Origin of the sequence: Amaricoccus sp. B4 (assembly GCF_043226085.1) — a bacterium.
Taxonomy (GTDB): domain Bacteria; phylum Pseudomonadota; class Alphaproteobacteria; order Rhodobacterales; family Rhodobacteraceae; genus Amaricoccus.
The window spans coordinates 2540114-2566326 of record NZ_CP171225.1; the positions used below are offsets into that span (position 1 = coordinate 2540114).

Genomic DNA, 26213 nt, shown 5'->3' on the forward strand with positions numbered 1-26213 from the left:
GCGTCAGGCGGACCGGATGAGCGGGGTTTCGGCCACACCCCGGACGAGCCTCTCCATCCGCGCAAGCTGGTCCGCGAAGTCGGGGCTGAGGCTGCGCATGTCCTGCGCGAGTTCGGCGATCTCCTCGAGCCCGAGGGTCAGGGCCGATCCCTTGAGGGAGTGGAGCTCGCGCTCGATCTGCGTCTCGCAGAGGGTGCCCCGGATCACGTCGAGACGCTGCTGGGCATCCTCGATGAAGGCCAGAAGCAGCTCCTGGTAGGTTTCGGCCCCGAGTTCCTCGATCAGCGCGGCGCGGTAGTCCGAAACCGACCGCCGTTCGACGGTTTCCGCCGGTTGGGGTTCGGGATCCTCGGCCACGGGCGGGGCCGGCTCGATCTCGGCGCGCTGGCGGAGCCGCGGGCAGAGCATCTCGATCAGCTTGGGTCGGGTCACGGGCTTTGGCATGAAGTCGTTCATCCCTGCATCGAGGCAAGCCATGCGGTCGGAGGTGAAGGCATTCGCCGTAAGCCCGATGATCGCGCCGGCGTAACTCTCGTTCCGCAGGCGGCGGGTGGTCTCGAGCCCGTCCAGAATGGGCATCTGCATGTCCATGAAAACGACGTCGAACACCTCTTCGTCGAGGATCCGCAAGGCCTCGGCACCATTCTCCGCCGTGCGTGTCTCGACACCAAGGCGTGTGAGAAGGCTGCAGGCGACCTCGCGGTTGATGGCATTGTCGTCCACGACGAGAATGCGCCCCTCGAAGCGGGTCTCTTCGTTTGGCTGGCTTGGGGCTTCGGGCCAGCGGGGCAAGGCCTCGCCGATCGGCGAGGCCGGCACCTCGAAGCCGAAGAGCGTGCCTTCGCCCGGCACCGAATGGACATCGAAGCCGCCGCCGATGGCCTCGACGAGCCGCTTGCTGATGGCGAGCCCGAGCCCGGTGCCGCCGAACCGCCGCGTGTAGCTGGCGTCGACCTGGCTGAACTCCTTGAAGAGCTTGGGTATCGCCTCGGGCGGGATGCCGACGCCGGTATCCTCGACCTCGAAGCGCAGGTTGTCCGGGCCGCGACGCGTGACCCGCACATGGACGGAGCCTTCAGGGGTGAACTTGATCGCGTTGCTCACGAGATTGATGAGCACCTGGCGCAGCCGGGCGGGGTCGCTGTGAAGCGAGATGTCGGGGCTTTCGAAGGTGAGCTGGAGGCCGCGTTCGGCGGCGCGGGGGATCATGATGTCGCCGAGCGCATCCATCACTTCGGAAAGGTTGAAGGTGACAAGGTTCACCTCCACCAGACCCGACTCGAGCTTCGAGAAGTCGAGAATGTCGTTGATGACGTCGAGGAGGTGATCGCCCGCAAGGCGTATGGTGCTGAGCTGGCGCGCCTGAGGAATGCTCAGGCGCGTATGCGAGAGGACTTCGGCCATGCCGATGATGCCGCTGAGCGGCGTGCGGATCTCGTGGCTCATCGAGGCGAGAAATGCCGACTTGGCGCGGTTGCCGGCCTCGGCCGCTTCGCGGGCCCGCTGGTTGCGTTCGCTGATCCTGGCAATTTCCCGCCCGGCTCGGGAGATCTGCATGAGCTGCATCAACAGGAGGCCGACGAGAAGCCCGAGCACGATCATGAGAAGGGTGACGCTGAAGGCGATCCGGTCGTGGAGTGTCGAGGTCTCGGCGCGTGCCGCGACACTGGCCTCGTTGTTGGCGGCGTTGGTGTGGAGTGTCAGCTTTTCCGTCGCCCTGCGAATCGCCTGCGCCTGCCCGTAGAGCATCGGCAGCGCGGCGATGAGCGCGTCGTTGTCGGCAAGGGAGTCGATTTCCGGCGCAAGGCCGAAGATCGAGTCGGCAACGCCCGAAACGCTGTCCTCCACGTCAGCGCCGGGCCCGAACGAGATCGAAAATTGCGCTTCGGAGAGAATGCCCGCCCGGCTGTAGAGCACGTCATAGCGGGTGCGGAGCTCGTTGAGGGTCTTCGGCGTCGGCGATCGCATGGCGACGAGGACCGATTCCACGAAGCGTCCGGCTTCCCGATCGGCCTGGAACGAGGCCCAGAGCGCGCTTTCCCGAGCACTTGCCTCCTCGCCGCGATGACGTTCGTTGAGCGAGAGATACATCGTGACGATCGCAACGAAGATCGCCACGGCGCAGGCAAGCCCGAGCACGACAATCCACGTCCCCAGGCTGCGCAGGCGGAATTGGCGCTCCCACATGGCGGTGCTGCCGGGGCTAGAAGATCTCGATCGAGGTCACCTGCCACACCGAGCGACCGAAGTACTTCTCGTTGTAGAGCTCAGGCGCCTTGTCGAACGGATAGATCACGAATCCCGGGCCCTTTTCGCGCACGGACAGGGTGGCGCCGTCGATGCGGGTGGCGAGGATGACGGGGTAGTCCTCGATATCGCTGACGGGGATCTCGGCCGAATAGTCATTCACGGCCGTCACGCGCAGCGCCTTGCCATGCGCGCCGACAGCCTCGAGGATCGCCGAGATCAGCGGTCCGGAAAAGGTGCGGGAATCGTCGTACCAGGGGGTCCTGCCGGTGACGCTGTCCTGCGGCAGCGCGTCGAGCATCGCGAGGTCGAACTCCGCACCATCCGGCGCGTTCGTATTGTCGATGGCTCCCGAGACGGTGAGGACAACCCGGTCCTCGGGCGCGGCCAGCTCCCCGGCGAGGGAGGGGCATGCGAAGGCGATGGCGGCAAGGAGGCCGAGTGAAAGACGCTTGAGGTTCATCTGACTGCTCCGGTTGGTTTTGGCGATAGGCGATCGCTCAGGCGGCCGAGCTCGCTTCCGGGCTCGGGGTCATGTAGGCGACGATGCGGCTCCAGCCCTTGTCAAAGGCGACGACGCAGCGGGGGTCGAAATGTTGTCCGGTTCCGGCGAGGATCTCGTCATGCGCCTCTTCCAGGCTCCAGGCCTCCTTGTAGGGCCGGACGGTGCAGAGGGCGTCGAAGACATCGGCGATCGCCGCAATCCTGCCCTCGATGGGAATTGCCTCGCCCGCGAGCCCGTCGGGATAGCCGGTGCCATCCCAGCGTTCATGGTGTGACTTGGCGATGCACTCCGCGACGCGCAGCAGGTTGCTCTTGCCATCTGCCAGAATCGCGGCGCCGAAGGTCACATGCTCGCGCATCGCGGCGGTTTCGGCGGGGTCGAGACTGCCCGGCTTCATGAGGATCGCGTCGGGAACGCCGATCTTGCCGACATCATGCAGGGGCGCGGCGAGATAGATGTCGCGGCAATGCTCGGGATCGAGCCCGAGCTCCTCGGCGATGATGCGCGAGATCGTCGCGACGCGGTTGATATGCTCGCCGGTTCCGCCATCGCGGTATTCGATGGCACGGGCCAGCCGCCAGATCATCTCTTCCTCGCGCTCAAGCAGGTTGCGCGTCGCCTGCTCGACCTTGCGCATGAGCCAGTTGGCGCGGTCGGCGAGCTCGACCTGCGCCTGGCGCAGCTTGAGCAGATTGGTCGCGCGGACCTTGAGTTCGTCGGGATCGACAGGCCGGGTGAGAAAATCGGTCGCTCCGGCCTCGATGGCGGCGATGCGCAGCGCCCGCTCGCAATCGACGGTGATCATCACAACCGGCACATGCGCATTCTGCGGGTTGTCCCGGAAGCGCTTGATGAACTCCACGCCGTTCATCCTGGGCATGCTGTAATCGACCAGCACGAGGTCGCAGACCGTGCGGTTGGCGAAGGCGAGCGCTTCCTCGGGATCATTCAGCGCGGAGACGCAGCTTTGCAGAACCCGCGACACGATCGACTTCAGCACCGTGAGATTGATGGCATTGTCATCCACCACGAGTATGTGCATTCCACGCCTCCCGACTATTATTCGTGCGGATATACGTGTACTAGTTGAAACAATCGTTATATCAGAGGTTTATTGACTAAGATTCGATTAATCTTGGCCAGATTGCGCACGGCCGCGCAGGGGGCCTGCCGGCGGGCGGCCGGGCGCGAAGGGCCGGGCCGCGCGCCTGACATTGTGGCGTCAGTCGGCGACGCCGCCCAGCTCGCAGATCACCTGCCACTCGGCATCCGAGACCGGCTGTACCGAGAGGCGGGAATTGTTGACGAGAACCATGTCGGCAAGCCGGGGCTCGGCCTTGCACATGTCGAGCGTCACGGGTGTCGGCAGGGGTGCAATCGCCATGATGTCGACGCATTCCCAGCGCGGATCGCCCGCCTTGGAATCGGGGTGGGCCTCGGCGATCACCTCGACGATGCCGACGATCTCCTTCTCCTTCTGGGAGTGGTAGAAGAAGCCGCGCTCGCCGCGCTTCATAGCCCGCATGTTGTTGCGCGCCTGATAGTTGCGCACGCCGTCCCATTCCTCGCCGGCCTCGCCCCTGGCGACCTGCTGGTCCCAGCTCCAGGTCGAGGCTTCGGATTTGAAGAGCCAGTGGGCCATTCTCGCGCCCTCCTCAGCCGATGACCTTCTTCCACGGCCGGATCTCGACCGACGAGAAGAGGCCCGCGTTCGCATAGGGATCGCCCGCCGCCCAGGCTTCGGCCGCGGCGAGGTCTTCCACATCGAGGATCACCAGCGAGCCGCACATTCCGCCCTCGGCATCGAGAAACGGACCCGCCTGGGTGACCACGCCGGTCGATTCGATATAGGCGAGATGGTCGGTGCGGTTGGCCTTGCGGATATCGAGGCCACCGGGCTTGTCGGTGCAGATCAGCGCGAAGAGCATTCATTCCTCCTTGAGCGGTCGGGCGAGCAGCGCCCCCATCGCGGCGTCGAGCGTCAGCGCCCCATCGAGCACATCCGCCACCGCCGCCGCAATCGGCATTTCCACCCCGTGACGGGCGGCGAGTTCACAGGCCGCGCGTGCAGTGGCCACGCCCTCGACCGTGCCGCCGGGCCGCACCGCGCCGCTGCCGATGGCACAGCCCTCGCTGAAATTGCGCGACTGTACCGAGTTGCAGGTGAGCGACAGATCGCCAAGCCCGGAGAGCCCGGCAAGCGTTTCGGCGCGGGCGCCCATCGCCACGGCGAGGCGGGTCATCTCGGCAAAGCCGCGGGTCATCAGCGCGGCGCGGGCCGAGGCGCCGAGCCGGGCGCCCTCCACCATGCCGCAGGCGATGGCGATGACGTTCTTGAGCGCGCCCCCGACCTGGGCGCCGATGACATCGTCGGTGAGGTAGAGGCGCAGGCGCGGACCGGAGAGCTGTTCCTGCAGGCTCCGGCCCATGTCCGGATCGGCGCAGGCGAGTGTGAGCGCGGTCGGGAGGCCGCGGGCGATTTCCCCGGCAAAACCCGGCCCGGTCAGCGCGGCGAGCGCATGCCCCGGCGCGGCTTCGGCGGCGATCCCGGTCTGGAGGCGGAGGCTTTTCGCCTCAATCCCCTTGGCGCAGAGGACGAGCGGAACGTCTGGCAGGGCGTGCGCATTCTCGCGCAGGAAATGCTCGGTCTGCTGCGCGGGGACGACGAGGAGCAGGGCGTCCGCACCGGACAGCGCGCCGAGATCGCCGGTGCAGGTGATCTCGGCGGGAAGGGTGATGCCGGGCAGCCTGGGCACGGCGCGCGCGGCTTCCGCTGCGGCCATCGCGGCGGGATCGCGGCCCCAGAGCAGCACTGGGCGCCCGGCCGCAGCGGCGGCAACCGCCAGGGCCGAGCCGAATGCACCTGCCCCGATGACGCCGATCATGCCTTGGCCCCCTTGCGCCCCGAGCCGAGCAGCGGTGCCGCCTCCCTGTCGAGCGGCCAGCGCGGACGGGCGGAAAGCGTCAGATCGTCGGGCCCCTCGAGCGCCATCCGCTCTGCTGCGGCCCATGCGATCATTGCGCCGTTGTCGGTGCAGAGCCGGAGCGGCGGGGCGGACCAGCCGAAGCCCTGCTCCTCGGCCACGGTCCGGAGGGCGGCCCGGATCGCCGCGTTCGCCGCAACGCCACCGGCAACCGCGAGGCAGCGTGGCCCGTGATCCGCCGCAAAGGCGGCGCAGGCGCGGCGGGTCTTCTCCGCCAGCGTCTCGACGACAGCCGCCTGAAAGCCGGCGCACAGGTCCGCCCGGTCGGCGCGGGTGAGCCCGCCCTGTTCCGCGACAAGCCTGTCGCAGGCCCGGCGCACCGCCGTCTTGAGGCCGGAGAACGAGAGGTCGCAGCCTGGCCGGTCGAGAAGCGGGCGCGGCAGCGCAAAGCGCGCGGGATCGCCTTCACCTGCCTCGGCCTCGACCGCCGGGCCGCCGGGCTGGGGAAGGCCGAGGAGCTTCGCCACCTTGTCGAAGGCCTCGCCGGGCGCGTCGTCGATGGTGCCACCGAGGCGACGGAAGCGGTCGGCAGCCTCGACGGCGAGAAACTGGCAGTGGCCGCCGGAAACGAGCAGCATGAGGTAGGGAAATTCGATGGGTTCGACCAGCCGCGGCGTGAGCGCGTGCCCGGCGAGATGGTTGATGCCCCAGAGCGGCAGCCCGCGCGCCGCGGCAAGGCCCTTGGCAAACATCACACCGGCAAGCACGCCGCCGATGAGGCCCGGGCCCGCAGTGACGCCAATCGCATCCACATCGGCGAGGGTCAGGCCCGAGCGGGCGAGGGCCGCCTCGGTCACCACATCGATCCGCTCGGCATGGGCGCGGGCAGCGATCTCGGGGACGACGCCGCCGAAGGCCGCGTGCAGGCTCTCCTGGCCAAAGACCTCGGCGGCGAGGATCTCGCCGACCGGCCGGCCGGGCTCGGCGCGCAGAAGGGCGGCCGCGGTGTCGTCGCAGCTGCTTTCGATCCCGAGGATGATGCGCGTCTGCGCCAAGGCGTCCCCCTTCCGGTTGCGAGGCGATTGCCTCGCACGCGCCCCGCAGGTAACACCGGCGCCTTGAACGCGCAACGTCGGCGCGCCCGTCATCGCGAGCGAAAGGAACCGAACCTTGCCGAAGACCCTGCTTCTCGTCCGTCCCGAACCCCAGTCCACTGCCTTCGCCAAGGCACTCGCCGCAGAGCTTCCCGGGCGGTTCGAGGTGCTCATCGCGCCGCTGCTCCGGATCGAGCCGCTGCCGGGCGAGATCGAGCTCGCCGGTGTGGGCGCGCTGCTCTTCACCTCCGCAAACGGGGTCGGGGAGTTCGTGCGCCGGTCGCCGGACCGCACCCGGCTGGCCTATTGCGTCGGCGCGATGACCACCGCCGCTGCGCGTGCGGCAGGCTTCGATGCGCGCTCGGCGGATGGCGATGTCGAGGCGCTCGCCGATCTCGTGATCGCGCGCCACCCGCCGGAGGCCGGGGCCTGCCTCCACATCCGCGGCATTCACGCGGCGGGCGATCTCGCCGGGCGGCTCGAGACGGCGGGGATCGAGGTCCGGGCGGCCGAGCTCTATGATCAGGTGGCCTGCGAGATCGAGGGCCGGGCGGCGGATCTCCTCCGGGTCGGAGAGCTTGACGTCTTCACCGTCTTCTCGCCGCGCACCGCGACGATCTTTGCCGAACAGGCGAAGGAAAACGGCTGGCTCTTTGCGCGCAGCATCTCCGTTTCACTCAGCGCCGCGGCCGATGCGAAGCTCGATACGCTGAGCTTCGCGGACCGCCGGGTTGCCGAGCATCCGGGCCGCGAGGGCATGATGGCGGCGCTTGCCGCGCTCTGAGCCTTCCGCCGCCCCTGGCAGGCATTGCTTCACGTGAAACGCGGGCCCCCTGTGCGGCACTTCCTGCGCGCGGGACTGCACAATCTCTGCGCGGATCGCGCTTCGGGGCGGTTCACGGGCCGAATCGCCGTTCAAATGGCTTTTCTGGACCGGAATGCCGCTCTAACGTCATGCGCGGAGTGAGAGACCAAGGAGACCGAGCATGACGAATACCCTTGAGGAGCAGATCCGTGCCCGCGCCCATTCCATCTGGGAGGAAGAGGGCCGCCCGGAGGGCCGCTCCGAGGAGCATTGGCACCGTGCCCGCCAGGAGGTCGCATTCGAGGGAGCGGTGCCGAAAACGGCCAAGCCGCGCAAGGCCGCGCCCCGCAAGACCGCTGCTGCACGCGCGCCCAAGACGGCGGCGGCTCCCGCTGCGGCCCCGGCCGAAGCTGCATCCGAACCTGCCCCTGCCAAGCCGAAACGCGCACCGCGCGCCAAGGCCGCAGGCACGGCAACCCGGCGGAGCGCCAAGGCCAAGACCGAGACTGCGGACAAGACGGTCTGATCCTCCCGGCCAGGCCCTGCGTCAGGTCGATCGCCGGCAAGATTCCGTTCATCGTCCGGGGCCGGCCCGCCCGGCCTCATAAAAAAACGCACCCCGATCAGATCGGGGTGCGCAAGTCAGGCTGCAGAGAGGAGTAGGGGGAGGTTACTCCGCCGCGGCCAGCTGTTTGGGAAGCTTGAACGTCCAGACCATGCCGCCCTGGTTCAGGTAGGCGACCTTCTTCGCGACCTCGCCGCCCCAGAGCGGCACCGCACCGCCCCAGCCGGAGACGATCGAGACATACTGTTCGCCGTCCTGGTCCCAGGTGACCGGCTGTCCGACGATGCCCGAGCCGGTCTGGAACGACCACAGCTCTTCACCGCTTTCGTCGTCGAGCGCGATGAACTTGCCCTCCGGCGTGCCGAAGAAGACGAGACCGCCCGCAGTGGTCATCACGCCGCCCCAGAGAGGCGCGTCGTTCTTGTGGTCCCACTTGATCTCACCGGTGTTCGGGTCGATCGCCTTGAGCGAGCCGATATGGTCCTCGAAGAGCGGCTTGATGGTGAAGCCCGCGCCGAGATAGGCGGCACCCTTCTTGTAGGTGATCGGCTCGTTCCAGATGTCCATGCCCCATTCGTTGGACGGCACGTAGAACATGCCGGTCTTCTCGCTGTAGGACATCGGCATCCAGTTCTTGCCGCCGAGGAAGCCCGGGACCGCGAAGACGGGTTCACCCTTCTCGCCGTCGGCCGCCTTGCTCGGATCGCCGGGGCGGGCAGCCTCGACGTAGATCGGCCGGCCGGTTTCGTCGATGCCTTCGGCCCAGGTGATGTTCTGCACGAACGGGAAGGCCCGCACGAAGGCGCCGTCTTCGCGGTTCAGCACGTAGAAGAAGCCGTTGCGGTCGGCGGTGCCGTAGCGCTTGTTGCCGTCCTTGTCGGTAAAGCCGACAACCTCGTTCACGCCGTCAAAATCCCAGCCTTCGCGCGGCGTGGTCTGGAAGTGCCACTTGATCTCGCCGGTGGCGGGATCGATGCCGAGGCGGGTGGCAGCATAGAGGTTGTCGCCGGAATGGTCGTCCTTGCCGGAGGCCTGACCGGCGCCGCGCAGCCAGGAGTTCCAGGGCGAGGGGTTGCCGGCGCCGAAGACGAGCGTGTCGGTGTCCGCGTCATAGGAGCCGCCGAGCCAGGTGGCGCCGCCGCCGGTCTTCCACATGTCGCCGGGCCAGGTGGCGTTGAGCTCACCGGTCATGGTGCTCTCTTCGCCGTTGAGCATGCCCATGTTGCCCTCGATGGTCGGGCGCTTCCAGACTAGATCGCCGGTTTCGGCGTCATAGGCATAGACCGCGCCGACCACACCGAATTCACCGCCGGAGTTGCCGACCATCACCTTGCCGTCCACGATCAGCGGCGCGGCGGTGTAGGAATAGCCTTCCTTGTAGTTCTCGATCTTCTTGTTCCAGACCACCTTGCCGGTCTTGAGATCGAGCGCCACAAGGCGGGCGTCGAGCGTGCCGAAATAGATGTTGTTGCCGTAGATCGCGGCGCCGCGGTTGATGACGTCGCAGCAGGGCAGGATGCCTTCCGGGAGGCGCGCGTCGTACTGCCAGATCTCCTTGCCGGTGGCGAGGTCGATCGCATACATGCGCGAGTAGGAGCCGGTGATATACATCACGCCGTCATAGACGAGCGGCTGGGTTTCCTGGCCGCGCTGCTTCTCGCCTCCGAGGGAGAAGGCCCAGGCCGGGACCAGGTTCTTGACGTTGTCCTTGTTCAGGATGTCGAGCGGGCTGAAGCGCTGGAGGCCCCGTCCCATGCCGTTGGTGACGATCTGGCTGGTGATCGTCTGATCATTGGCGATGTCTTCCTCGGTCACTTCGGCATGGGCCGCACAGGCGACCATAATGCCTGCCGTGACGGCGGCGATGAAGCGATTCATGGGCGTTCCTCCCTCCTCGTTTTGGCGTCACGGCGATTCCAGAGAGCCGTGTTCCGGTCGGATGCCGGTCATTATTGTTCTCTGCACCAACCGCGAAATTGCACATTGGTCGTATCCGGAACGTGAAGCGTCATAGCCTTTCGTCCCATTTGCCGACCCCGGCCCGATCCCGTAGGCTGCGCGGCAAAGGGGAGGACATCATGAAGCCATTCGGCATGCTTTGCGGCATGGTGCTCGCCATGGCCGCGTCCGTATCTGCAGCCTGTGCGGAAACGCCGGTCCTGCGCGCCGCGGTGCTCGAGTCGGGCACGGTCAACTGGGAACTCGACACCATCAGCCATTACGGTCTCGACGAGGCCAACGGCTTCAAGCTCGAAGTCCGTGGCGTCGCGGGCGGTTCGGCCGCGCAGGTGGCGTTCCAGGGTGGCGAGGCGGACACGATCGTCTCCGACTGGCTCTGGGTTGCCCGCCAGCGCGCCAACGGCCGGGATTACGTCTTCGTCCCCTATTCCCGCGCGGTGGGGGGGCTCCTGGTGCCCGCCGACAGCGAGGCCGAAACCCTTGCCGATCTCCGCGGCGGCAAGATCGGCATTGCGGGCGGCCCGCTCGACAAGAGCTGGCTGATCCTCCGCGCCTATGCCGAGCAGGAATACGGGATGGATCTCGCCGGCGAGACCGAGCAGGTCTTCGGGGCCCCGCCGCTCATCTACAAGACGGCGATCTCGGGCGGGCTGGATGGTGCGATCAACTTCTGGCATTTCCTTGCCAAGATGGAAGCCGACGGGATGCGCTCGCTTGTCACCGTCGATGACGCGGCCGTGGCACTCGGGCTCGACCCGGACACGCCGCTGCTCGGCTATGTGCTCAAGGGCGAAACGATTGCCGAGCATCCGGGCATTGCCGATGCGCTCGCCAACGCCTCGCAGCAGGCAAAGGAGCTTCTGGCGACCGACGATGCGGCCTGGGAGCGGCTGCGCCCGCGCATGAACGCCAAATCGGATGCCGAGTTCGCGGCGCTGAAGGCAGGCTTCCTTGCCGGCACGCCTGCGCCCGGCCCGGTGGACGAGGTGGCGGCCGACCGCATGCTCCAGCTCATGGCCGGTCTTGGCGGCGAGGAACTTCTCGGTCCGGTGAAGGCTCTGCCCGATGGCGTCTTCTATCGCCCCGGAAGCTGAGCGGGCGACCCCCGCCGCCGGGGAAGCGCCTGCGATCGCGCTCGAGCTCGAGGGGCTCGACCTCGGTGGTACGGCGATCCTCGGCGCGCTTGCGCTGACGGTGGCGCCGGGCGAGACGGTGGCGATCACCGGCCCGTCCGGAGTCGGCAAGACCACGCTCCTGCGCGTCCTCGCGGGCCTCCAAGGTGGCTATCGCGGCCGCCTTCGGCCCGCCCGGCGGCTTTCCATGGTGTTTCAGGAACCCCGCCTGTTGCCCTGGCGCACCGCTGCCGAGAACCTCACCCTGACGGCCGGCCTCAGGCCTGCGGATGTGGAGCCTGCGCTCGCCCGCGTCCGTCTCGCCGGCAAGGGCGGGCATTATCCGGGCGAACTCTCGCTCGGTCAGCAACGCCGCCTCGCGCTCGCACGGGCCTTTGCGATCCGGCCGACCGTGCTGCTCATGGACGAGCCGTTCGTCTCGCTCGATCCCGCTCTTGCGCTCGAGATGATGGAGCTCTTCTCCACCCTTCGCGCCGAAAGCGGTGTCGCGACGCTGCTCGTCACCCATGAGGCCCGCGAGGCCGAACGGCTCGCCGATCGGGTGCTGCGCCTCGAGGGGAGCCCGGCGCGTTTCGCCTGAGCCTGCGCCGCGCCTGCCCCCCCCGGCTTTTCTTGCAGATCTTTAAGCTTGCAGTCAGGCGCTTTTCACACCGGCAGCCCAGATCAGTCTCACCGCCCCATAGGCGGAAGAGACAGAAGAGGCATTCCGATGAGACTCAGATCCAAGACGGCCGCAGCCCTGATGGCGGGGCTGCTGGGCGCCTCCTCCCTGGCCGCCATCGCCTCGGCGGCGGCGGACAACACCGCGGCGCCCGCGGCGGCAACCGCTCCGGCTGCGACGCAGGCCCCCGATGCCCAGACCCAGGCCGAGCTCTGGAAGATGAGCGACGAAGCCCGGGTCGCCGTGACGCAGGCCCAGCTCGCCCGGGCAGCACTTGCCAGCAAGGATTTCGATACCGCGAAGTCCAGCCTCGCCGACGCGACGAAGGCATTCGACAGCTCGAAGGCTGATCTTGCGAAATATGTCGTGAAGGGCAAGGACGAGACCGGCACCGCCACCGAAATGGTGCCGTTCGACATGTCGATGTCCATCGCCGAGGACTTCCAGCCGACCGATGCCAGCAAGCAGGCAATGGATCAGGCCAAGGATCAGGCCCAGAAGGGCGATATCCAGAAGGCCGCCGATACGCTCAAGCTCGCCGCGGTCGATGTGAACGTCTCCGCCGCGATGCTGCCGGTCGACAAGACGGAACAGCACCTGAAGCAGGCGGCGGCCGATGTCGACCAGGGCAAGTACGACGAGGCCGATCACGAGCTTCAGGCGCTCCTCGCCTCGGTCGTGGTGCAGGACTATTCGCTCTACGGCATCCCGCAACAGGGCGACGGATCGTCCTCAACGGCCCCGTCCGACACCCAGCAGAAGGCCGCAGGCTAAGACGGCCGCGTCATGGGGGTCTCCCCCCATGGCGCGCCTTCAATAGAGCCGCGGTTCGTATTTCCAGTTGTCGGCGTCGGGCGTGACCTCGTCGAGGTCATAGCCCGCGCCCCTGAGCCGCTTGGCGACATCAAGCCCGGCGGCCGCCGCCTCGTCCACCAGCGCCCGGCCACGGGCCTCGTCCTTCGGGGTTCCCCGGCCGCGCAGCAGGCTGAGACCGTAGTTGAACTGCCCCACCGGATCCCCGGCCGCCGCGGCCCGCCGGCTCCAGCCCGTCGCCGCGTCCGGGTCCTCCGGCGCCCCGAGCCCGTTGTCGTCAAGCTGGCTCATCCAGGTCATCGCCCCCGTCCAGCCCTGCTCGGCGCAAACCTCGAAAAGCTCGCGGGCCAGCGCATGCTCGCCCTTCTTGGTGATGTAGTAGCCCGAGGCGCAGGTCATCATGTCGGCCTGACCGTTGCGGATGTTCTCCATCACCCGGTCCATCCCGAGCTCCGGCGGATTGAGCTCGCCCCCCGACTCGGCAAGGGCTGCGGACGCGGGAAGGCAGGCAGCGAGGCAGAGCATCGGAAAACGCATGTCGGGCTCCTTCGAGTGAGTGGCTGATCCTAGCACGCCCTCCGGGCGAATTCAGCCCTTCCGCGTCATCATGCCCCGCGCCGGATCGTAGCCCCAGAGGGCAAGCGCAAGAAAACCCGCCGTTGCGCCGAGCGTGACCGCGATCGAGAGCGGCTCGAAGCGCATGTAGAGCGCGAACCGGATCATCTCGACGGCGTGGGTGAAGGGATTGACGGCGCAGATGTCGCGCAGGAGCGGCGAGCTCTCCGCCATCTTCCAGAGGGGATAGAGCGCGGAGGAGAGGAAGAACATCGGGAAGATCACGAAGTTCATCACGCCTGCGAAATTCTCGAGCTGCCGGATGAAGGAGGAAAGCGCGAGCCCGAGCGCCCCGAGCATCAGTCCCGCCAGCAGCAGCGCCGGCAGCACCGAGACATAGCCCATCGCCGGCATCCGGATGTCGAAGAGGGCGGCAATGGCGAGAAAGGCATAGGCCTGAAGGATCGAGATCGCCGTCCCGCCGAGCAACTTGCAGAAGAGCAGCCATCCGCGCGGCAGCGGGCTCGTGAGCAGGAGCCGCATCGAACCCATCTCCCGGTCATAGACGAGGGAGAGCGAGCCCTGCATCCCGTTGAAGAGCAGGATCATGCCGCAGAGCCCGGGCACGATGTAGACTTCGTAGGTGATGTAGGTCTGGTAGGGCGGGATGATCGAGAGCCCGAGGGCGGCGCGGAAACCCGCCGCGAAGACCAGAAGCCAGACGAGCGGTCGCACCAGCGCAGCGACGAACCGCCCGCGCTGCTGGACGAAGCGCAGAGCCTCGCGCGTCACGATCGCCTGAAGTGCCAGCAGCCATCCCGTCATGCGGCCTTCTCCGTCAAGGCGAGGAAGCGGTCCGAGAGCGTTTCGCCCCCGGCGATCGCCGCCGCGGTGCCATCGGCCAGCACCCTGCCGCGGTGAAGCACCACCAGCCGGTCGCCGCCGCGAACCTCGTCGGTGAGATGTGTGGCCCAGAGGATCGTAAGGCCCTCGTCCTGCGCAAGCCCGTGCACATGCTCGACGATGGAGGTACGCGAGGCGACGTCGAGACCCACCGTCGGCTCGTCGAGCAGCAGGACCGAGGGCTTGTGGATCAGCGCGCGCGCAATCTCGGTCCGGCGTCGGTGCCCGCCATTGAGGTCGCGCGCCCGTTCGTTCGCGCGTTCGCCCATGTCGAGCTTCTCGAGGGCGGCGTCGATCCGGCTGGCCGCCTCCCGGCCACCAAGCCCGTGCAGGGCCGCGAAATAGGTGAGGTTCCGCCGCACGCTCAGGTCGAGATCGAGGGTCTGCTGCTGAAAGACCACGCCCATGCGCGCGAGGGCCGCCCGCGGCTCGCGTGCAATGTCGTGGCCCGCAACGCGGATCGTGCCCTCCCGTGTGGTGAAAAGCCGGGTGAGCAAACCGAAAAGCGTGCTCTTTCCGGCCCCGTTCGGCCCGAGCAGCGCGCAGAACGCGCCGGGCTCGACCGAAAGGCTCACGCCGTCGAGCGCGCGTTTCTGGCCGTAGGAGAAGCCGAGATCGCTGATTTCAAGGCCGTTCACGGGGCTGACTTTCCTTCCGGGCGGTTCTCCGGCCACCCACCACCGGAGCGCCACTCTCGGATCAGTGCGGCCGGGGATCAAGCCCCGGCACGCCATCCCTTGGTCGGTATCAGGGCCGGAGCGCCGCGCCCCAGGGGAAGCGGCCGACCTTGATCGTCTTGATCGGCTCGCGACTTTTCACATCGATCACCGTCACGTCGCCCGAGACGCCGTTGGTGGTGAAGAGCAGCGACTTGTCGGCGTTGAAGGCCATGTGCCAGACCCGGCGCCCGACAAGGATGTAATCCTCGACCTCGTAGGTCTCGGCATTGATGACCGCCACGTGATTTGCTGGCCCGAGCGCGACGAAGGCGGTCTTCTCGTCGTCGGTGAACTCGAAGCCCACCGGCTGGATGCGGTCGGGGTGCACGCCCTTGATCTCGAAATGGATCTTGGCAAGCTCGGTCTGATCGGCCGCCGAAAAGACCGTCACCGTGCCGCCGATCTCCGCGCTCACCCAGAGCTCGGTGCCGTCCTTGGCGAATTCCGCGTGGCGGGGGCGGCTGTCGACCAGCGTGTTGGCGAAAAGCTCGTGGGTCGCGGTGTCGATCCAGTGCGCCATGTTGGTGGTTTCGGAGGTGGTGATGGCGACCTTGCCGTCGGGCGAGATCGCCATGCCCTCTGGCTCGATGCCGACGTCGATCTGGGCGACGACCGTGCGCGTCTCGGTATCGACCACGGTGGTGACGGCGTCGTTCTCGTTGGCGATGTAGAGATGCCGGTCATCCGGGGCGAGCACGAACTGCTCCGGGTCCTCGCCCGAGGGGAGGTTGTGCAGGATCTCGCCCGACTCCGGGTCCATCACCTGCACCGTGTCGCTGTCGGAGGCGCAGATATAGACCTTCGAATAATCCTTGGAGAAGGTGATGCCGCGCGGCCGCTCGCCGGTCGGGATGGTGCGCGTGACCTCGAGCGTTGCGGTGTCGATCACGCTGATCGTGTTGTCCTTCTCGTTGGTGACCCAGATCTCCTCGGCCCAGGCGGGCGCGGAGGAAAGGAGCGCCGTGGCGGCGAGGGCGGTTCGGATGAGGCGGGGCATAGGTTACTCCGTGAAGGCGCGGCAGGCGCTCTCGGGTCGGTCGAGCCCGAGAGAATCGAGCTCGTTCGTCTGGTGGAGGAACCCCTCGAGGGGGGCCTGATCCACGAGCGCTTCCGCATGGACGATGGGCATCGGCTGGCGGAGCTGTCCATTCCAGGGACGGAAGCTGAGCGGGCGGCCCTTGAAGCCCGCGAGTTCGAACTCGTCGGACAGGATGAAGTCTCGCAAGGTGGCGACATCGCTGGCGCCGGTGCGGGTGACGGCTTCGCCGAGGCTGCGCATCGCGGCCCAGGCGCCGTAATCCGCGGGTTTCATCGCGCGGCCGGTGGCCGCCGTGAAGCGGCTCTGGAGCTGGGCGGCGCCCCAGGCCTCGACGACGGGTGCCCAGGTTTCGGCGCGCAGCCCGGCCGAGCCCGCGACAGGGCGCGGCTCCCAGGTGTTGTAGAGGATGTAGCGGCCGAAATCGCCGATCTCGTCGGCGACGAGCAACACGTCGTAATCACCGAAATCCTGGGTGAAGAGCGGGACTTCCTGGCTCGCATTGCGCCGCATGTCGGCATCAAACGCCCAGGTCTTCACCGGGCCGGGCTTGAGCCCGAACTTCACCATCGAGGCTTCGAGAGCCGCGGCATAGGCTTCGTCGGAAGGTTGCGTCCCCTTCACGATCGCGGTCTTGGTCCAGCGCCGCGAGACGAGGAACTGGGCGAGGGCATCGGTCCGCATCGCATAGGAAGGGGCGGTGTGCAGGAGGTTTGCCCGGCAGTCGGAATCGCGGAGCGCCATGTCCTCTGCGGTGGCGTTGAAGAGGAGCGCGCCTTCGGCTTCGGGCAGGTCGGCGAGCGCCAGAAGCGCGTTGGCGGGGGCATCGGCGATCACGAAATCGCTCTTCCCCAGCGCCTCGCGCGCGCCGGCGAGAAAGTCGCCCTCGGGCGCGACGGAGACGATCTCGAGCGTGTAGTCATGGCCGAGAAAGCGGCCGGTGGTCTGGTTGTCGGCAAGCCCGAGCTCGACGCCGGCGACCCCGAGATCCTCCGGGACCGGATCGAGATTGGAGAGCGTTGGCGGCGGCACGGTTTCCTGGCGCAGATAGACCGCATGCAGCGAGACATCGGCCAGAGCGGGGGCCGCGCAGAGCCAGCAGAGCCCGGCGAACAGGTGATCGAGACGCATGGTATTCCTCCCGGGCCGGACAGTATCTGCGCGCGTCATTCCGCCGAATACGACCTTGGTGCCGCATCCGTTGCGCCAGATGCCGCGGCTCTTGAACGAATGTCCAATATCGCCACCCGGTGCAGCCGTCATATTACCCCGGTGACGACCAGAAACAGGGAGGGAAGCGAATGCCTGCACCCCGCATCATCACCGCCAGCCTGTCGCTCGCTGCAGCGGGGCTCATTGCCGCAACCGGACTGGCCTTCGCCCATGGCGATGTCACTCCGCAGCCCGTCAACACCGACGCGCTGCCCGACGTGGGCGAGGAGTGGCTCACCGAGAACCCCTATCGCGACATGGGCGACGACGTCTGGACCACGGCTGTGCGCATCGGGGGATCGGCGTTCAACCAGAACTGCGCGCGCTGCCACGGGCTCGAGGCGATTTCGGGCGGTCTCGCCCCCGACCTGCGCTTCCTCGAGGCGGAGGAATACGGCGACGAGTGGTTCGCCGAGCGCTTCCAGTTCGGCTACACCCAGAACGGCACGACGATGATGCCGGCCTTCGGCGAGATCCTCGGCCAGAAGGCGGGCTGGGCGATCCGCACCTATATCGAGACCCGCCCCGACGGCGACACGCTCGAAGAGTTCTATCCCGAACTGAACGAGATCCGCGACCAGCTGATGGAGCTTGCCAAGGCCGACACCCCCTCGCCGGAAGCGGAATCGATCAAGGAGAAGCTCACCGAGATCGCCAGCCAGATCGACACGCTCTCGGGCGCTCCGGTCGCGGATTCGATCGCCTTCCGCGCCGCGCACCAGATCGGCGACACGCCCGCCTCCTATCATGCCGCGGCGGAGACGCTGACCGTCGGCCTGCCCGTGGCGCAGTAGAGGGGCGCCGCCGTGCGGTCCCTGTTTCAGAGGCTTTCCGCCGCAACCGTTGCGGCCGCGATCTTCGCGGCCCTCGGGGCGGCGGGGCCGGCAGCGGCGCGGTGCGAGGGATACGTGCCGGAGCCCAAGCCGCAGAATACCAGCCGCGACTATGTGGGTCAGACCCTCGACGAGATCCGCGAGCGCGGCTGGATCGATATCGCGCTCTATGAGGATTTCCCGCCCTATTCCTACGAGAAGGACGGCAAGGCCGCGGGGATCGACGTCGAGATCGGCCGGATCATCGCCGAGGATCTCGGGGTCGAGGCGCGCTTCCGGCTGGTCCAGGCGGGCGAGACGCTCGACGCGGACCTCCGCAACTGGGTCTGGAAGGGCCCGGTGGTGGGGGGCAAGGTCGCCAACGTGATGATGCGCGTGCCCTATGACAGCGATTTCGCCTGCCGGGTGGATCAGGTCGTCTTCACCGGGCAATACGCGACCGAGAGCATCGCGGTCGCCTATGACAAGGACCACTATCCCGACGATCCGCCGGTTCCGGCCTATTTCCGCTACGACACGGTGGCGGTGGAGAACGACTCGATCGCGGATTTCTACCTCACGAACCTGCTCGGCCAGCAGGCCAACCCCAACATCCACCGCTATCCGACCATGGAAGCGGCGATGAAGGCGCTCGCCAATCACGAGGTCAACGCCGCCATGGGCCCGCTCGGCCAGCTTCAGGCCGCGGCAACCGACACGATCGGGGTGCATTCGCCGCCGCTGCCGGCCTTCTCGATCGGAACCTGGACGCTCGGGGTCGCGGTTCACACGAGCCACCGCGACCTCGGATACGCGATTGACGATGCCATCGGCGCGGCGATCGCGGATGGCCGGATCGCGGCAATCTATGAGGCCCACGGCCTCGGCTATCGACCGCCCGCGGAGCGCTGAGCTCCGGCCCCGCACGCCCCGGGTCCCCTCCCTGGCCGGGGTGGCAAAACCGGGGCCGGACGCCGCGAAGCGGGCGGGGATTTTCACGGTGAAAGGCGGCCTTTTCACCGTGAAAATCCGAAATCCCCTTTGAAATTGCTGGATTTTCGTAGTTAACATATCATGAATGCCGCCCTGAGAGGGGGCGGCATTGGCCGTTTGAGGGCGGGGGGAATTACGCCCGATGCAGAGGGGCAGATCTGGCTTTTGCGTCGGGGCGATTGGCATCTGACCCGGAAAGGTTCGACGGAAGTGGTGTGCGCTATACTATTCGTGAGCGGCGGAATTTTGGAAGAATCACGAGTTTTCTGCCACTTAAACATCATTGCTTCTGGGAGATTAGATCAAATCTTTGAGATCCTTGCTACCTGTTCTCCGCGTCTTATCTCAATATTATTCATATAATATTTATGTCTACATAAAAATAAAGAGAAAATCATTTCCAGTCACTACACATATTCATCTCTTTTGACATTGAAATTATTCCGTCTTGCTCAACTACTATTGTGATACATTTGGCTTGATCTTCTATCCCAAAAATATATCGGCATCGGGCCTGGCGAGCCGCTTCCTCGTTGCTGCGCACACCACGTGAAAATGCTTCTGAACCGATCTCACCGTCCTCACTCCAATCCATATCGACGCGATCTTCTAGGAGTAGATCTTGATATCCAGCTGCTGCCGTATAGTAATGACGTATTGCCATATGGATGGAGAGGCGATGCGGATCTATTCCGAAGTTATCGACCGCGTGATGCATCGCAATGATCTGAGCACTGTCTCGATCAATTCTATATTCACCATGAAATTGCATTATTTTTTGTGCAATATTATCGAAAATATCTCTCCAGATTGGCCAATTGTCCTTAATCGTGGACGGCGCCGATAGTATAGCAAGTGCGACTGCCGCGCCCTCAATACTCTTCCAAATTCCAGCGGGCCAGTCTGCGCCCAGCCCTGCGTTGCCGTCTAAAACGATTACCCCTTCAGGTGGTTGCCTAACTATTTCAAGAAACGCTTCTTTATAGTGGTCACCGGGGCCATAGACATTTGTCGTTGTCAGAAACTGCAATATTCACTCCTTTGGCGGCTTAATAAATTTACAATGTCTCATAAATTCTGACGGCGTTTTAGCTCAAAGTCTATGGCGTGGGTCTCGACATTGAGCAGGATCTGACACTTCGAGCTTGGAGTTCAGCAGGGGCCTTCCTAAAACCTTCGCACCCACCCGCCGCTCAGGTCGGGAGGGCGCCGGCGTCGGAGGGGGTGGTCGGGCGAGGGCTTCCAGGGGGGCGGGCGTTGGCCGGGCGGCGGCCGCGGGCGTCGAGGATCAGGGGGACGCATTGCGCCGGATCGTCGTGGATCGTCACGCAATCGAGGCACTGGAAGCATTCGGAATAGTCGACCCGGCCGGATTTCGCGATGGAGCCGTAGCGGCAGCGGACCTTGCAGAGCTGGCAGGGCGCGCCACATTGCGCGCGCCGCGCGATCCAGTTCCGCCCGCGCAGCAGGCCGCCGAGCGCCATCAGCGCGCCGAGCGGGCAGACATAGCGGCAGAAGCCCTTGAAGAGCATCATGCCGAGCACCAGCCAGAAGACGGCATAGGCGACGTAATACCAGTTGCGGACGAAATAGACGGTGATCGCGGTCTTGAAGGGCTCGACCTCGACCGCCTTGTCGAGCGCGGCGGGGGCGAGGAAGACCGTCGCGACGAGGGCCGCGAGCACGACATACTTGAGCTTCTTCAGCCGCGCATCCCAGCGCGGCGAGGGCTCGATCCGGGGCAGGCGCAGGAGGCGGCCGAGGCGGTCGGCGAATTCCTGCAGCGCGCCGAAGGGGCAGAGCCAGCCGCAGAAGAGGCCGCGGCCCCAGAGCACGAAGCTCACCAGCACGAAGGCCCAGATCAGCAGCGAGAACGGATCGTAGATCAGGAAGGCGAAGCTGCCGCCCTCGAGGGCCGCGCGCAGGGCGGCGAGCGGGGTCACGATGGAGAGCTGGCCCTGGCCATGCCAGCCGATGAAGCCGAGCACGACCGCGAGCGTCGCGAGCCGGATCAGCGGGTAGCGCGGGTGGGCCGCGAGCCGCCGCATGCCGAAGAGCTGCACGCCGAAGAGCCCGACGAGCCCCGCGCCGAGCAGGACGAGGTCGGTCTGGCGGTTGCGGAGCGCCTCGAGCCACGGGGGGGCGGCGACCGGGGCCGCGTCGCGGATGAAGAAGCGTTCGTCGGTCCTGTGCGGCAGGGTGAGGGTGACGGAGCCCGGCTCGGGCTGGAAGATGCCGTGCTCGCGCACCGCCTTCACCTCCACCTGCCACTCGCGGGTGGGATCGAAGCCGAGGCGGCGGTCGGTGCGCAGGATCATCGCGGCGCCGTCGTGAAGCTCTGCGGGCACGTCGTCGGCGAGGCTCACGAAGATGTCGGCATCGCGGAGCGCCACCGGCAGGCCGTCCTGGGTGGCGGAAATCCAGTCGGGCGCGGTGTTGCGCACGAAATCCGGCGAGACGAGGCCGTGGCGGCCGGTGTCGATCATCAGCAGCGGCTCGTCATCGGGGCTGATCGCCTCGAAGGCCGCGAGCTCCTTCAGGGCGGCGGGGGAGAGCAGCGTGCGGGCGATGGAGGCGGGGCCGAGATCGGCCACCCAGAGGTCGAGATAGACGCCCTCCGGGTCGGCTTCGGCCTCCGGATCGTCATCGGCCCAGCGGGTGCCGGCGAATTCCGCGCCGATCTCGGCATTCGTCACCTCGAGGTGCGAAATGAGGCCCTGATCGACGAGATCCGACCATGTGAGGTCTTCCTCATGTTCGGGGTCGGGGCGCGCCGGGGGGCCGGACTTGATGCCCTGCATCTTGTCGCGGGCGACGGCGAGGGCGGCGGCGAGGATGGTTTCGTTGGCGATGCGCACGCTGGCGGTCGCCTTGGTGACGCCATCGATGTAGACGAGCGATCCGCCGCGTTCGTGCCCGCCATACTGGGTGCCGACGACGATGGGCGCGGTGATGGAGAGGCCGCGATACTGTTCGAAGAACCTGCGGAACGGCGCCTCGCCAAGGCCGGAGACGAAGATCGGCTCGTTTTGTGAGATGAGCCTCACATCAAGGAAGCGGCCGTCGAGATCGAGCATGACAAAGACGTTGATCGGCGCGCCGGAGAAGCCCGGAAGCGGCGCGAGCTGTTCGGTCTCGAAGACATAGCCGGCGAGCGCGCCGCCGGAATTCAGCAGCTCGTAGACGCCCTTGTCGTTCACGGCCTTGCCGATCGACATCGGCGGCTTCACGAAGGGGGCGAGATCCGCGCGTTCGAGCGCCATCGCGCCCGTTGCCGCGAACAGCAGCAGGGCGAGCAGCGGGGCCAGGAAGACCTGCGCGCGCATTTCCCATTTCCTCCCTGTTTTTTCCGCACCTAACCAGAGGCGGCCGCGCACAGGTATTCTACGAAGGTCTGATAGCGGGGGGGCCGGATTCCCCATGGCTCGCGGCGCGGGGGCGTGAAAGACTGCCGGCCGGGAGGACAAGGCATGGCCAGGGGTCGTGAAAACCGGGCGGATCCGCGAGTGATGGTGCTGTCGCTCGGCGCGCTCATCGCATTCTGGGCCCTGCTTTCGGTGCTGAAGGGCGATCCCTCCGTGCTGCCCTCGCCGCTCGAGGTCTGGCAGGTGACGAAGGCCGAATTCCTTTCGGGCGCGCTGCTGCACCACGTTTCGGTGACGCTCCTGCGGGTCGCGGCGGCCTTCTTCATCTCGATGCTGCTGGGCACGGCGCTCGGCATGGCGCTTGGGGCCTGGCCGCGCTTCAATCGCTGGGCCGACCCCTGGGTGGTGGTCTTCCTCAATCTGCCGGCGCTCGTGGTGATCGTGCTCTGCTATCTCTGGATCGGGCTCAACGAGGTCGCGGCGATCACCTCGGTCTCGATCAACAAGATCGCGATGGTGGCGGTGACGGTGCGCGAGGGGATGCTGGTGCTCGACCGCGGCATCGCGGAGATGGCGCAGGTCTACCGGCTGTCGCGCTGGACGCGCTTCCGCCACGTTTTGCTGCCGCAGCTCGCGCCCTTCCTCGCGGCGAGCGTGCGGAACGGGCTCGCGGTGATCTGGAAGATCGTGCTGGTGGTGGAGTTCCTCGGCCGCTCGAGCGGGGTGGGGTTCCAGATCCACCTCTATTTCCAGCTCTTCGAGGTGGCGCATGTGCTCGCCTATTCGCTGAGCTTCGTCGTGGTGATGCTGGCGATCGAGTATCTGATCGTGAAGCCGCTCGAGCGCCGGGCGGGCCCGCGGAACTGAGGCGGGTTCAGGAGATGAGGCCGAGGCCGCGGAGGTAGATCGCCGTGCCGCTCTCGAGCATCTCGTCGGCGGAATAGGGCGCGCGGGCGCCGGGCGCGCCGCGGGTGAAGAGCTCCACGACGCCGTGGCTGAGCGCCCAGACGTGATTCGCGATCATGCCGGAGGGCGGGCGCTTGCCGGGCGGGAGGTGCGCGGCGAGCCGTTCGGCGGCCTCGCGCAGCACCCCCATCGCGCGATCGGCGGCGCGCGCGAGATCCGGGTTGCCGGCGATCGAGACGCCGCTCTCGAACATCGCGATGTAATAGCCGGGATTCCTGCGGGCGAAATCGAGATAGGCGCGGCCGACGGCGAAGAAGGCGGTGAGCAATGTCGGGTGGCCATCGTTCCAGGCCGCCTCGAGCTGGTCGGCGAAGATCTCGAAGCCCTTGAGCGCGACCCCCTCGATGAGCTCGTCGCGGCCGCGGAAATGGCGGTAGGGCGCGGCGGCGCTCACGCCGGCCTGGCGTGCCGCTTCCGCGAGCGTGAAGCCGAGCGGTCCCTTCGCCTCGATCAGCCCGAGGGTCGCCTCGATCAGCGCCTCGCGCAGATTGCCGTGGTGGTAGGGCCGCCGTCCCTGGTCCGACGTTTCTCTCATGCCCCGGTCTATCCAGCGGCCTGCGACGAGACAAGGCCCGCGCGTGGCATGCGGCCGCCGGCCGGCCCCGTAACCACACGGCAAGAGCGGTGCGAATCGGCGTTGCACTGGCCGGACGGTTGGATTAAAGACCCGCCCTAGTCGGAGTGTAGCGCAGCCTGGTAGCGCACCTGCTTCGGGAGCAGGGGGTCGGAGGTTCGAATCCTCTCACTCCGACCATTTCCCCGGTATTCGGTTGCACATAATTCTGCCTTTTCTGTCAGGCAGTCTGCCTCTCATGCTTGTCAGCCTGCCCAAAGCGGACGGTCAGCGGCGCAGCACTACAATCACCGAAGTCCCCTCTCTAAGGGGCCAGACTGCCGTCGCGCACCATCAATAATCACGGAATCTTCAAGCTGCCCTCTGTAAAACTGATGCGCTCCTTGAGACCTCGCATGAGAAGCTCGGCGATTTCATAGTCGGGGATCGGACACTGCCATCCCCGAACCAGTCGCCTAGACTGCTCACCGACCCTACTTGCGATCAGAGTTCCGGGTGCCCGTGTCGTCCCAGTATGCAGCGAGAAAGACCTGCTTGCTGTGAAGGTATAGCTACGCCACCTTCTCGCTGTGAGCTGGTATGGGAAAGTCGCTGAGCGTCAGGTCACGACCTCAACTGCTCGGTCGCACTGTCCGCAAGAGGTATCTCTCGTCATTGAGGGAAATCCCTCATCGATAACTTTCTGGGTCGGTCTTACTCTACTCGGGTGTGGAAAAAGACGGATTGTATCATGAGCGACGACAAGACCCCGCAACCGGATCCCGCGGAAGAAAACGCCTTCTTCCCATCAGCTTATTCGCTGAGCCAGTTTACCTCTCCGAAATCTGACCTGTCGGGAGCCGATTACCCGACCCCCTATGAGGGCAACAAGAAGATCCTGATGATCGGAGCGGATGAACGCTATCTGCTGACCGACAATGGCAGCTTCTTCTCGACCGGCAACCATCCCGTCGAAACGCTCGCGCCGATGTTCCATCTCGACCGGGCCGGGTTTGATTTCGATGTTGCCACGATCTCCGGGAACCCCGTCAAGTTCGAGTTCTGGGCGATGCCCTCCGAGGATGAGGACATCAAAGGCCTGTTTGCGAAATACCATCCCCGGTTCAAACAGCCGCTGAAGCTTGCGAACGTGATCGCAGAGGGGTTGCAGCATTACGCCGCCATCTTCATCCCGGGCGGCCATGGCGCGCTGATCGGCTTGCCTGAAAGCGAGGATGTCTCTGCCGTGCTGAAATGGGCCGCGGCCGAGGACCGTTTTGTCATCACCCTGTGCCATGGCCCTGCCGCATTCCTGGCTGTCGAGGATGACGATTTTTATCGCGGGCGGAAGATCTGCGCCTTCCCGGATTCGCTTGACGCGCAGACGCCGGATATCGGCTACATGCCGGGCCATCTGACCTGGAAATTCGGAGAAGAGCTGAAGGCCAAGGGTTTCGAGCTGATGAACGACGACATCACAGGAGCGGTTCACCAGGATGGCAGGCTGCTGACCGGGGACAGCCCGCTTGCCGGCAACGCCCTGGGCCAATTGGCTGCCAAGGCCCTTTTGGGTGAGTTGTCGCGTTGATGCTGCGCTCTGCCCCGGCAGAGGATGCATTTACCTGCGCCCGCGCATTCGCGGGCGCAGAGAGCATGGACAGGCTGTGCGTGCTGGTCCGGGATTTCGCAGCCCCGATGGGATATGACCGGTTTCTGATATTTTCCGCGTCCGCCAATGCCGAGGATCCCATCGACCGCATCTACTGGGTTGAGGGCGATTGGTTTGAGGATGGCTCATTCGTCGATGCGGATGCCTATGTGCGCCGCTGCCCGGTCAACCGGCATGTCACCGAGGTCCGAGAGTCGTTCTTCTGGACAAAGACAAGGGATGCGGAGGGCGAACGCTACCGGATCGTGCGGCATCCGCGTGGGCGGGGAGTGCATGGACTTCAGGTGCCAGTGTTCGGCCCGACAGGTTTGGAAGGAGCGATAAGTTTCGGCGGCCTGCGCATCGACACGTCATTTCATACCCAGCTGGCCTTGGAGATCATCGCGCGCGCAGCCTTTGTCGCGATGCGGGCGCGGCTGGAAGGGGCAAACAAGCCTGCTGCCACCGCGCTGACGGATCGGGAACGCGAGGTTCTGACATGGATTGCCGTCGGCCGGCGCCATGTCGAGATCGCCGACACGCTCGGATTGTCGGAAAGAACCATCGAGAACCATCTGCGCCGCATCCGCAAGCGCCTCGGCGTGACCACGACGGCCCAAGCCATCCATGTCGCGATCCGCACCGGGGAGATCTTGGCGTGACTCCGTAAAGACCAGCCAAGTGGCGCTGAACACGCGCTACGGGCCAGATTGAAATTGCGATGTCTCCTTGCATTTATTCTATC

At 66.0% G+C, this 26213-nt stretch carries 26 protein-coding genes and 1 tRNA gene; 11 read left to right on the forward strand and 16 right to left on the reverse strand.

Annotation, left to right across the window (positions count from 1 at the left end; all coding sequences use genetic code 11):
• Positions 1-3 precede the first annotated feature (3 nt).
• The 7 genes from ACF66B_RS12220 to tsaD form a co-directional block, all read right to left on the reverse strand.
• Positions 4-2187 (reverse strand): ATP-binding protein, encoded by a 2184-nt coding sequence (locus tag ACF66B_RS12220; RefSeq protein ID WP_111429409.1) that lies wholly within the window; start codon positions 2185-2187, stop codon positions 4-6.
• 16 nt (positions 2188-2203) lie between these two features.
• A complete protein-coding gene (locus tag ACF66B_RS12225; RefSeq protein WP_111429408.1) occupies positions 2204-2710 on the reverse strand; it encodes a hypothetical protein in 507 nt (168 codons plus the stop codon).
• A 37-nt stretch (positions 2711-2747) separates the two neighbouring features.
• The gene (locus ACF66B_RS12230) at positions 2748-3794 is read right to left on the reverse strand and encodes an HD domain-containing phosphohydrolase (RefSeq protein ID WP_111429407.1); all 1047 of its coding nucleotides are present in this window, start codon (positions 3792-3794) and stop codon (positions 2748-2750) included.
• A gap of 180 nt (positions 3795-3974) precedes the next feature.
• Entirely contained in the window at positions 3975-4394 is a 420-nt protein-coding gene (locus ACF66B_RS12235; protein WP_111429406.1) for an EVE domain-containing protein, read from the reverse strand.
• Between the two features lie 13 nt (positions 4395-4407).
• Complete coding sequence (locus ACF66B_RS12240) at positions 4408-4680, reverse strand: YciI family protein (protein WP_111429405.1); 273 nt, start codon at positions 4678-4680, stop codon at positions 4408-4410.
• A complete protein-coding gene (locus tag ACF66B_RS12245) occupies positions 4681-5637 on the reverse strand; it encodes an NAD(P)H-dependent glycerol-3-phosphate dehydrogenase (protein ID WP_111429404.1) in 957 nt (318 codons plus the stop codon).
• Positions 5634-6731, reverse strand: coding sequence for a tRNA (adenosine(37)-N6)-threonylcarbamoyltransferase complex transferase subunit TsaD (gene tsaD / locus ACF66B_RS12250; RefSeq protein WP_162683220.1), 1098 nt, complete (start codon positions 6729-6731; stop codon positions 5634-5636). The genes ACF66B_RS12245 and tsaD overlap by 4 nt, the downstream gene beginning before the upstream one ends.
• Positions 6732-6846: 115 nt before the next feature.
• On the opposite strand from tsaD, the gene ACF66B_RS12255 reads away from it, so the two are divergent.
• Together ACF66B_RS12255 and ACF66B_RS12260 are read left to right on the forward strand one after the other, a co-directional pair.
• Positions 6847-7554 carry a uroporphyrinogen-III synthase gene (locus ACF66B_RS12255; protein WP_162683219.1) on the forward strand — a complete coding sequence of 236 codons (708 nt, stop codon included), beginning with the start codon at positions 6847-6849 and terminating at the stop codon, positions 7552-7554.
• Between the two features lie 202 nt (positions 7555-7756).
• Positions 7757-8101: a DUF2934 domain-containing protein gene (locus ACF66B_RS12260; protein ID WP_111429401.1), complete on the forward strand. Its 345-nt coding sequence runs from the start codon at positions 7757-7759 to the stop codon at positions 8099-8101.
• A gap of 144 nt (positions 8102-8245) precedes the next feature.
• Here ACF66B_RS12260 and ACF66B_RS12265 read toward each other — a convergent pair whose 3' ends face one another.
• Positions 8246-10018, reverse strand: a complete 1773-nt coding sequence (locus tag ACF66B_RS12265) for a PQQ-dependent methanol/ethanol family dehydrogenase (RefSeq protein WP_111429400.1) — start codon at positions 10016-10018, stop codon at positions 8246-8248.
• A 200-nt stretch (positions 10019-10218) separates the two neighbouring features.
• Between ACF66B_RS12265 and ACF66B_RS12270 the strand changes: the two genes are divergently transcribed.
• The 3 genes from ACF66B_RS12270 (at position 10219) to ACF66B_RS12280 (ending at position 12667) form a co-directional block, all read left to right on the forward strand.
• Positions 10219-11193: an ABC transporter substrate-binding protein gene (locus tag ACF66B_RS12270; RefSeq protein WP_162683218.1), complete on the forward strand. Its 975-nt coding sequence runs from the start codon at positions 10219-10221 to the stop codon at positions 11191-11193.
• Positions 11165-11812 carry an ABC transporter ATP-binding protein gene (locus tag ACF66B_RS12275; RefSeq protein WP_111429399.1) on the forward strand — a complete coding sequence of 216 codons (648 nt, stop codon included), beginning with the start codon at positions 11165-11167 and terminating at the stop codon, positions 11810-11812. Before ACF66B_RS12270 ends, ACF66B_RS12275 begins: the two co-directional genes overlap by 29 nt.
• A 129-nt stretch (positions 11813-11941) precedes the next feature.
• Complete coding sequence (locus ACF66B_RS12280; RefSeq protein WP_111429398.1) at positions 11942-12667, forward strand: YfdX family protein; 726 nt, start codon at positions 11942-11944, stop codon at positions 12665-12667.
• 39 nt (positions 12668-12706) lie between these two features.
• Here ACF66B_RS12280 and ACF66B_RS12285 read toward each other — a convergent pair whose 3' ends face one another.
• From ACF66B_RS12285 to ACF66B_RS12305, 5 genes are all read right to left on the reverse strand, one after another.
• Complete coding sequence (locus ACF66B_RS12285) at positions 12707-13243, reverse strand: tetratricopeptide repeat protein (protein WP_111429397.1); 537 nt, start codon at positions 13241-13243, stop codon at positions 12707-12709.
• Positions 13244-13294: 51 nt separating this feature from the next.
• Positions 13295-14086 (reverse strand): ABC transporter permease, encoded by a 792-nt coding sequence (locus ACF66B_RS12290; protein WP_111429396.1) that lies wholly within the window; start codon positions 14084-14086, stop codon positions 13295-13297.
• Complete coding sequence (locus ACF66B_RS12295) at positions 14083-14802, reverse strand: ABC transporter ATP-binding protein (protein ID WP_111429395.1); 720 nt, start codon at positions 14800-14802, stop codon at positions 14083-14085. The genes ACF66B_RS12290 and ACF66B_RS12295 overlap by 4 nt, the downstream gene beginning before the upstream one ends.
• Before the next feature lie 109 nt (positions 14803-14911).
• The gene (locus ACF66B_RS12300) at positions 14912-15880 is read right to left on the reverse strand and encodes a YVTN family beta-propeller repeat protein (RefSeq protein ID WP_111429394.1); all 969 of its coding nucleotides are present in this window, start codon (positions 15878-15880) and stop codon (positions 14912-14914) included.
• Between the two features lie 3 nt (positions 15881-15883).
• Entirely contained in the window at positions 15884-17050 is a 1167-nt protein-coding gene (locus ACF66B_RS12305) for an ABC transporter substrate-binding protein (RefSeq protein ID WP_111429393.1), read from the reverse strand.
• 170 nt (positions 17051-17220) lie between these two features.
• On the opposite strand from ACF66B_RS12305, the gene pedF reads away from it, so the two are divergent.
• On the forward strand, positions 17221-17925 hold the full coding sequence (gene pedF / locus ACF66B_RS12310; RefSeq protein WP_111429392.1) for a cytochrome c-550 PedF: 705 nt from the start codon (positions 17221-17223) through the stop codon (positions 17923-17925).
• Positions 17926-17946: 21 nt separating this feature from the next.
• Complete coding sequence (locus ACF66B_RS12315) at positions 17947-18855, forward strand: transporter substrate-binding domain-containing protein (RefSeq protein WP_111429536.1); 909 nt, start codon at positions 17947-17949, stop codon at positions 18853-18855.
• 475 nt (positions 18856-19330) lie between these two features.
• On the opposite strand, the gene ACF66B_RS12320 is transcribed toward ACF66B_RS12315, so the two are convergent.
• Both ACF66B_RS12320 and ACF66B_RS12325 read right to left on the reverse strand, forming a co-directional pair.
• Positions 19331-19966: a hypothetical protein gene (locus ACF66B_RS12320; protein ID WP_162683217.1), complete on the reverse strand. Its 636-nt coding sequence runs from the start codon at positions 19964-19966 to the stop codon at positions 19331-19333.
• Between the two features lie 163 nt (positions 19967-20129).
• Positions 20130-22262, reverse strand: coding sequence for a 4Fe-4S binding protein (locus ACF66B_RS12325; protein ID WP_111429391.1), 2133 nt, complete (start codon positions 22260-22262; stop codon positions 20130-20132).
• A gap of 144 nt (positions 22263-22406) precedes the next feature.
• Between ACF66B_RS12325 and ACF66B_RS12330 the strand changes: the two genes are divergently transcribed.
• Positions 22407-23168 carry an ABC transporter permease gene (locus ACF66B_RS12330; RefSeq protein ID WP_111429390.1) on the forward strand — a complete coding sequence of 254 codons (762 nt, stop codon included), beginning with the start codon at positions 22407-22409 and terminating at the stop codon, positions 23166-23168.
• Positions 23169-23175: 7 nt separating this feature from the next.
• On the opposite strand, the gene ACF66B_RS12335 is transcribed toward ACF66B_RS12330, so the two are convergent.
• Positions 23176-23802 carry a TetR/AcrR family transcriptional regulator gene (locus ACF66B_RS12335; protein ID WP_111429389.1) on the reverse strand — a complete coding sequence of 209 codons (627 nt, stop codon included), beginning with the start codon at positions 23800-23802 and terminating at the stop codon, positions 23176-23178.
• A gap of 142 nt (positions 23803-23944) precedes the next feature.
• Here ACF66B_RS12335 and ACF66B_RS12340 point away from each other — a divergent pair.
• The 3 genes from ACF66B_RS12340 (at position 23945) to ACF66B_RS12350 (ending at position 26130) form a co-directional block, all read left to right on the forward strand.
• Positions 23945-24021: transfer RNA gene (locus ACF66B_RS12340), tRNA-Pro, on the forward strand.
• A 550-nt stretch (positions 24022-24571) separates the two neighbouring features.
• Positions 24572-25408 (forward strand): glyoxalase III HchA, encoded by an 837-nt coding sequence (gene hchA / locus ACF66B_RS12345; protein ID WP_111429388.1) that lies wholly within the window; start codon positions 24572-24574, stop codon positions 25406-25408.
• Complete coding sequence (locus ACF66B_RS12350) at positions 25408-26130, forward strand: PA1136 family autoinducer-binding transcriptional regulator (protein ID WP_392662764.1); 723 nt, start codon at positions 25408-25410, stop codon at positions 26128-26130. Before hchA ends, ACF66B_RS12350 begins: the two co-directional genes overlap by 1 nt.
• Positions 26131-26213: the final 83 nt, after the last annotated feature.

Excerpts from the sequence above, each read along its gene's own strand:
- ACF66B_RS12275 (WP_111429399.1), top strand. The coding sequence starts at position 11,165 with ATGGCGTCTTCTATCGCCCCGGAAGCTGAGCGGGCGACCCCCGCCGCC.
- ACF66B_RS12265 (WP_111429400.1), bottom strand. The coding sequence starts at position 10,018 with ATGAATCGCTTCATCGCCGCCGTCACGGCAGGCATTATGGTCGCCTGT.
- ACF66B_RS12300 (WP_111429394.1), bottom strand. The coding sequence starts at position 15,880 with ATGCCCCGCCTCATCCGAACCGCCCTCGCCGCCACGGCGCTCCTTTCC.
- ACF66B_RS12220 (WP_111429409.1), bottom strand. The coding sequence starts at position 2,187 with ATGTGGGAGCGCCAATTCCGCCTGCGCAGCCTGGGGACGTGGATTGTC.
- hchA (WP_111429388.1), top strand. The coding sequence starts at position 24,572 with ATGAGCGACGACAAGACCCCGCAACCGGATCCCGCGGAAGAAAACGCC.
- ACF66B_RS12245 (WP_111429404.1), bottom strand. The coding sequence starts at position 5,637 with ATGATCGGCGTCATCGGGGCAGGTGCATTCGGCTCGGCCCTGGCGGTT.
- ACF66B_RS12240 (WP_111429405.1), bottom strand. The coding sequence starts at position 4,680 with ATGCTCTTCGCGCTGATCTGCACCGACAAGCCCGGTGGCCTCGATATC.
- pedF (WP_111429392.1), top strand. The coding sequence starts at position 17,221 with ATGCCTGCACCCCGCATCATCACCGCCAGCCTGTCGCTCGCTGCAGCG.
- ACF66B_RS12260 (WP_111429401.1), top strand. The coding sequence starts at position 7,757 with ATGACGAATACCCTTGAGGAGCAGATCCGTGCCCGCGCCCATTCCATC.
- ACF66B_RS12335 (WP_111429389.1), bottom strand. The coding sequence starts at position 23,802 with ATGAGAGAAACGTCGGACCAGGGACGGCGGCCCTACCACCACGGCAAT.
- ACF66B_RS12270 (WP_162683218.1), top strand. The coding sequence starts at position 10,219 with ATGAAGCCATTCGGCATGCTTTGCGGCATGGTGCTCGCCATGGCCGCG.
- ACF66B_RS12285 (WP_111429397.1), bottom strand. The coding sequence starts at position 13,243 with ATGCGTTTTCCGATGCTCTGCCTCGCTGCCTGCCTTCCCGCGTCCGCA.
- ACF66B_RS12235 (WP_111429406.1), bottom strand. The coding sequence starts at position 4,394 with ATGGCCCACTGGCTCTTCAAATCCGAAGCCTCGACCTGGAGCTGGGAC.
- ACF66B_RS12325 (WP_111429391.1), bottom strand. The coding sequence starts at position 22,262 with ATGCGCGCGCAGGTCTTCCTGGCCCCGCTGCTCGCCCTGCTGCTGTTC.
- ACF66B_RS12280 (WP_111429398.1), top strand. The coding sequence starts at position 11,942 with ATGAGACTCAGATCCAAGACGGCCGCAGCCCTGATGGCGGGGCTGCTG.
- ACF66B_RS12230 (WP_111429407.1), bottom strand. The coding sequence starts at position 3,794 with ATGCACATACTCGTGGTGGATGACAATGCCATCAATCTCACGGTGCTG.
- ACF66B_RS12290 (WP_111429396.1), bottom strand. The coding sequence starts at position 14,086 with ATGACGGGATGGCTGCTGGCACTTCAGGCGATCGTGACGCGCGAGGCT.
- ACF66B_RS12350 (WP_392662764.1), top strand. The coding sequence starts at position 25,408 with ATGCTGCGCTCTGCCCCGGCAGAGGATGCATTTACCTGCGCCCGCGCA.
- ACF66B_RS12225 (WP_111429408.1), bottom strand. The coding sequence starts at position 2,710 with ATGAACCTCAAGCGTCTTTCACTCGGCCTCCTTGCCGCCATCGCCTTC.
- ACF66B_RS12330 (WP_111429390.1), top strand. The coding sequence starts at position 22,407 with ATGGCCAGGGGTCGTGAAAACCGGGCGGATCCGCGAGTGATGGTGCTG.
- ACF66B_RS12305 (WP_111429393.1), bottom strand. The coding sequence starts at position 17,050 with ATGCGTCTCGATCACCTGTTCGCCGGGCTCTGCTGGCTCTGCGCGGCC.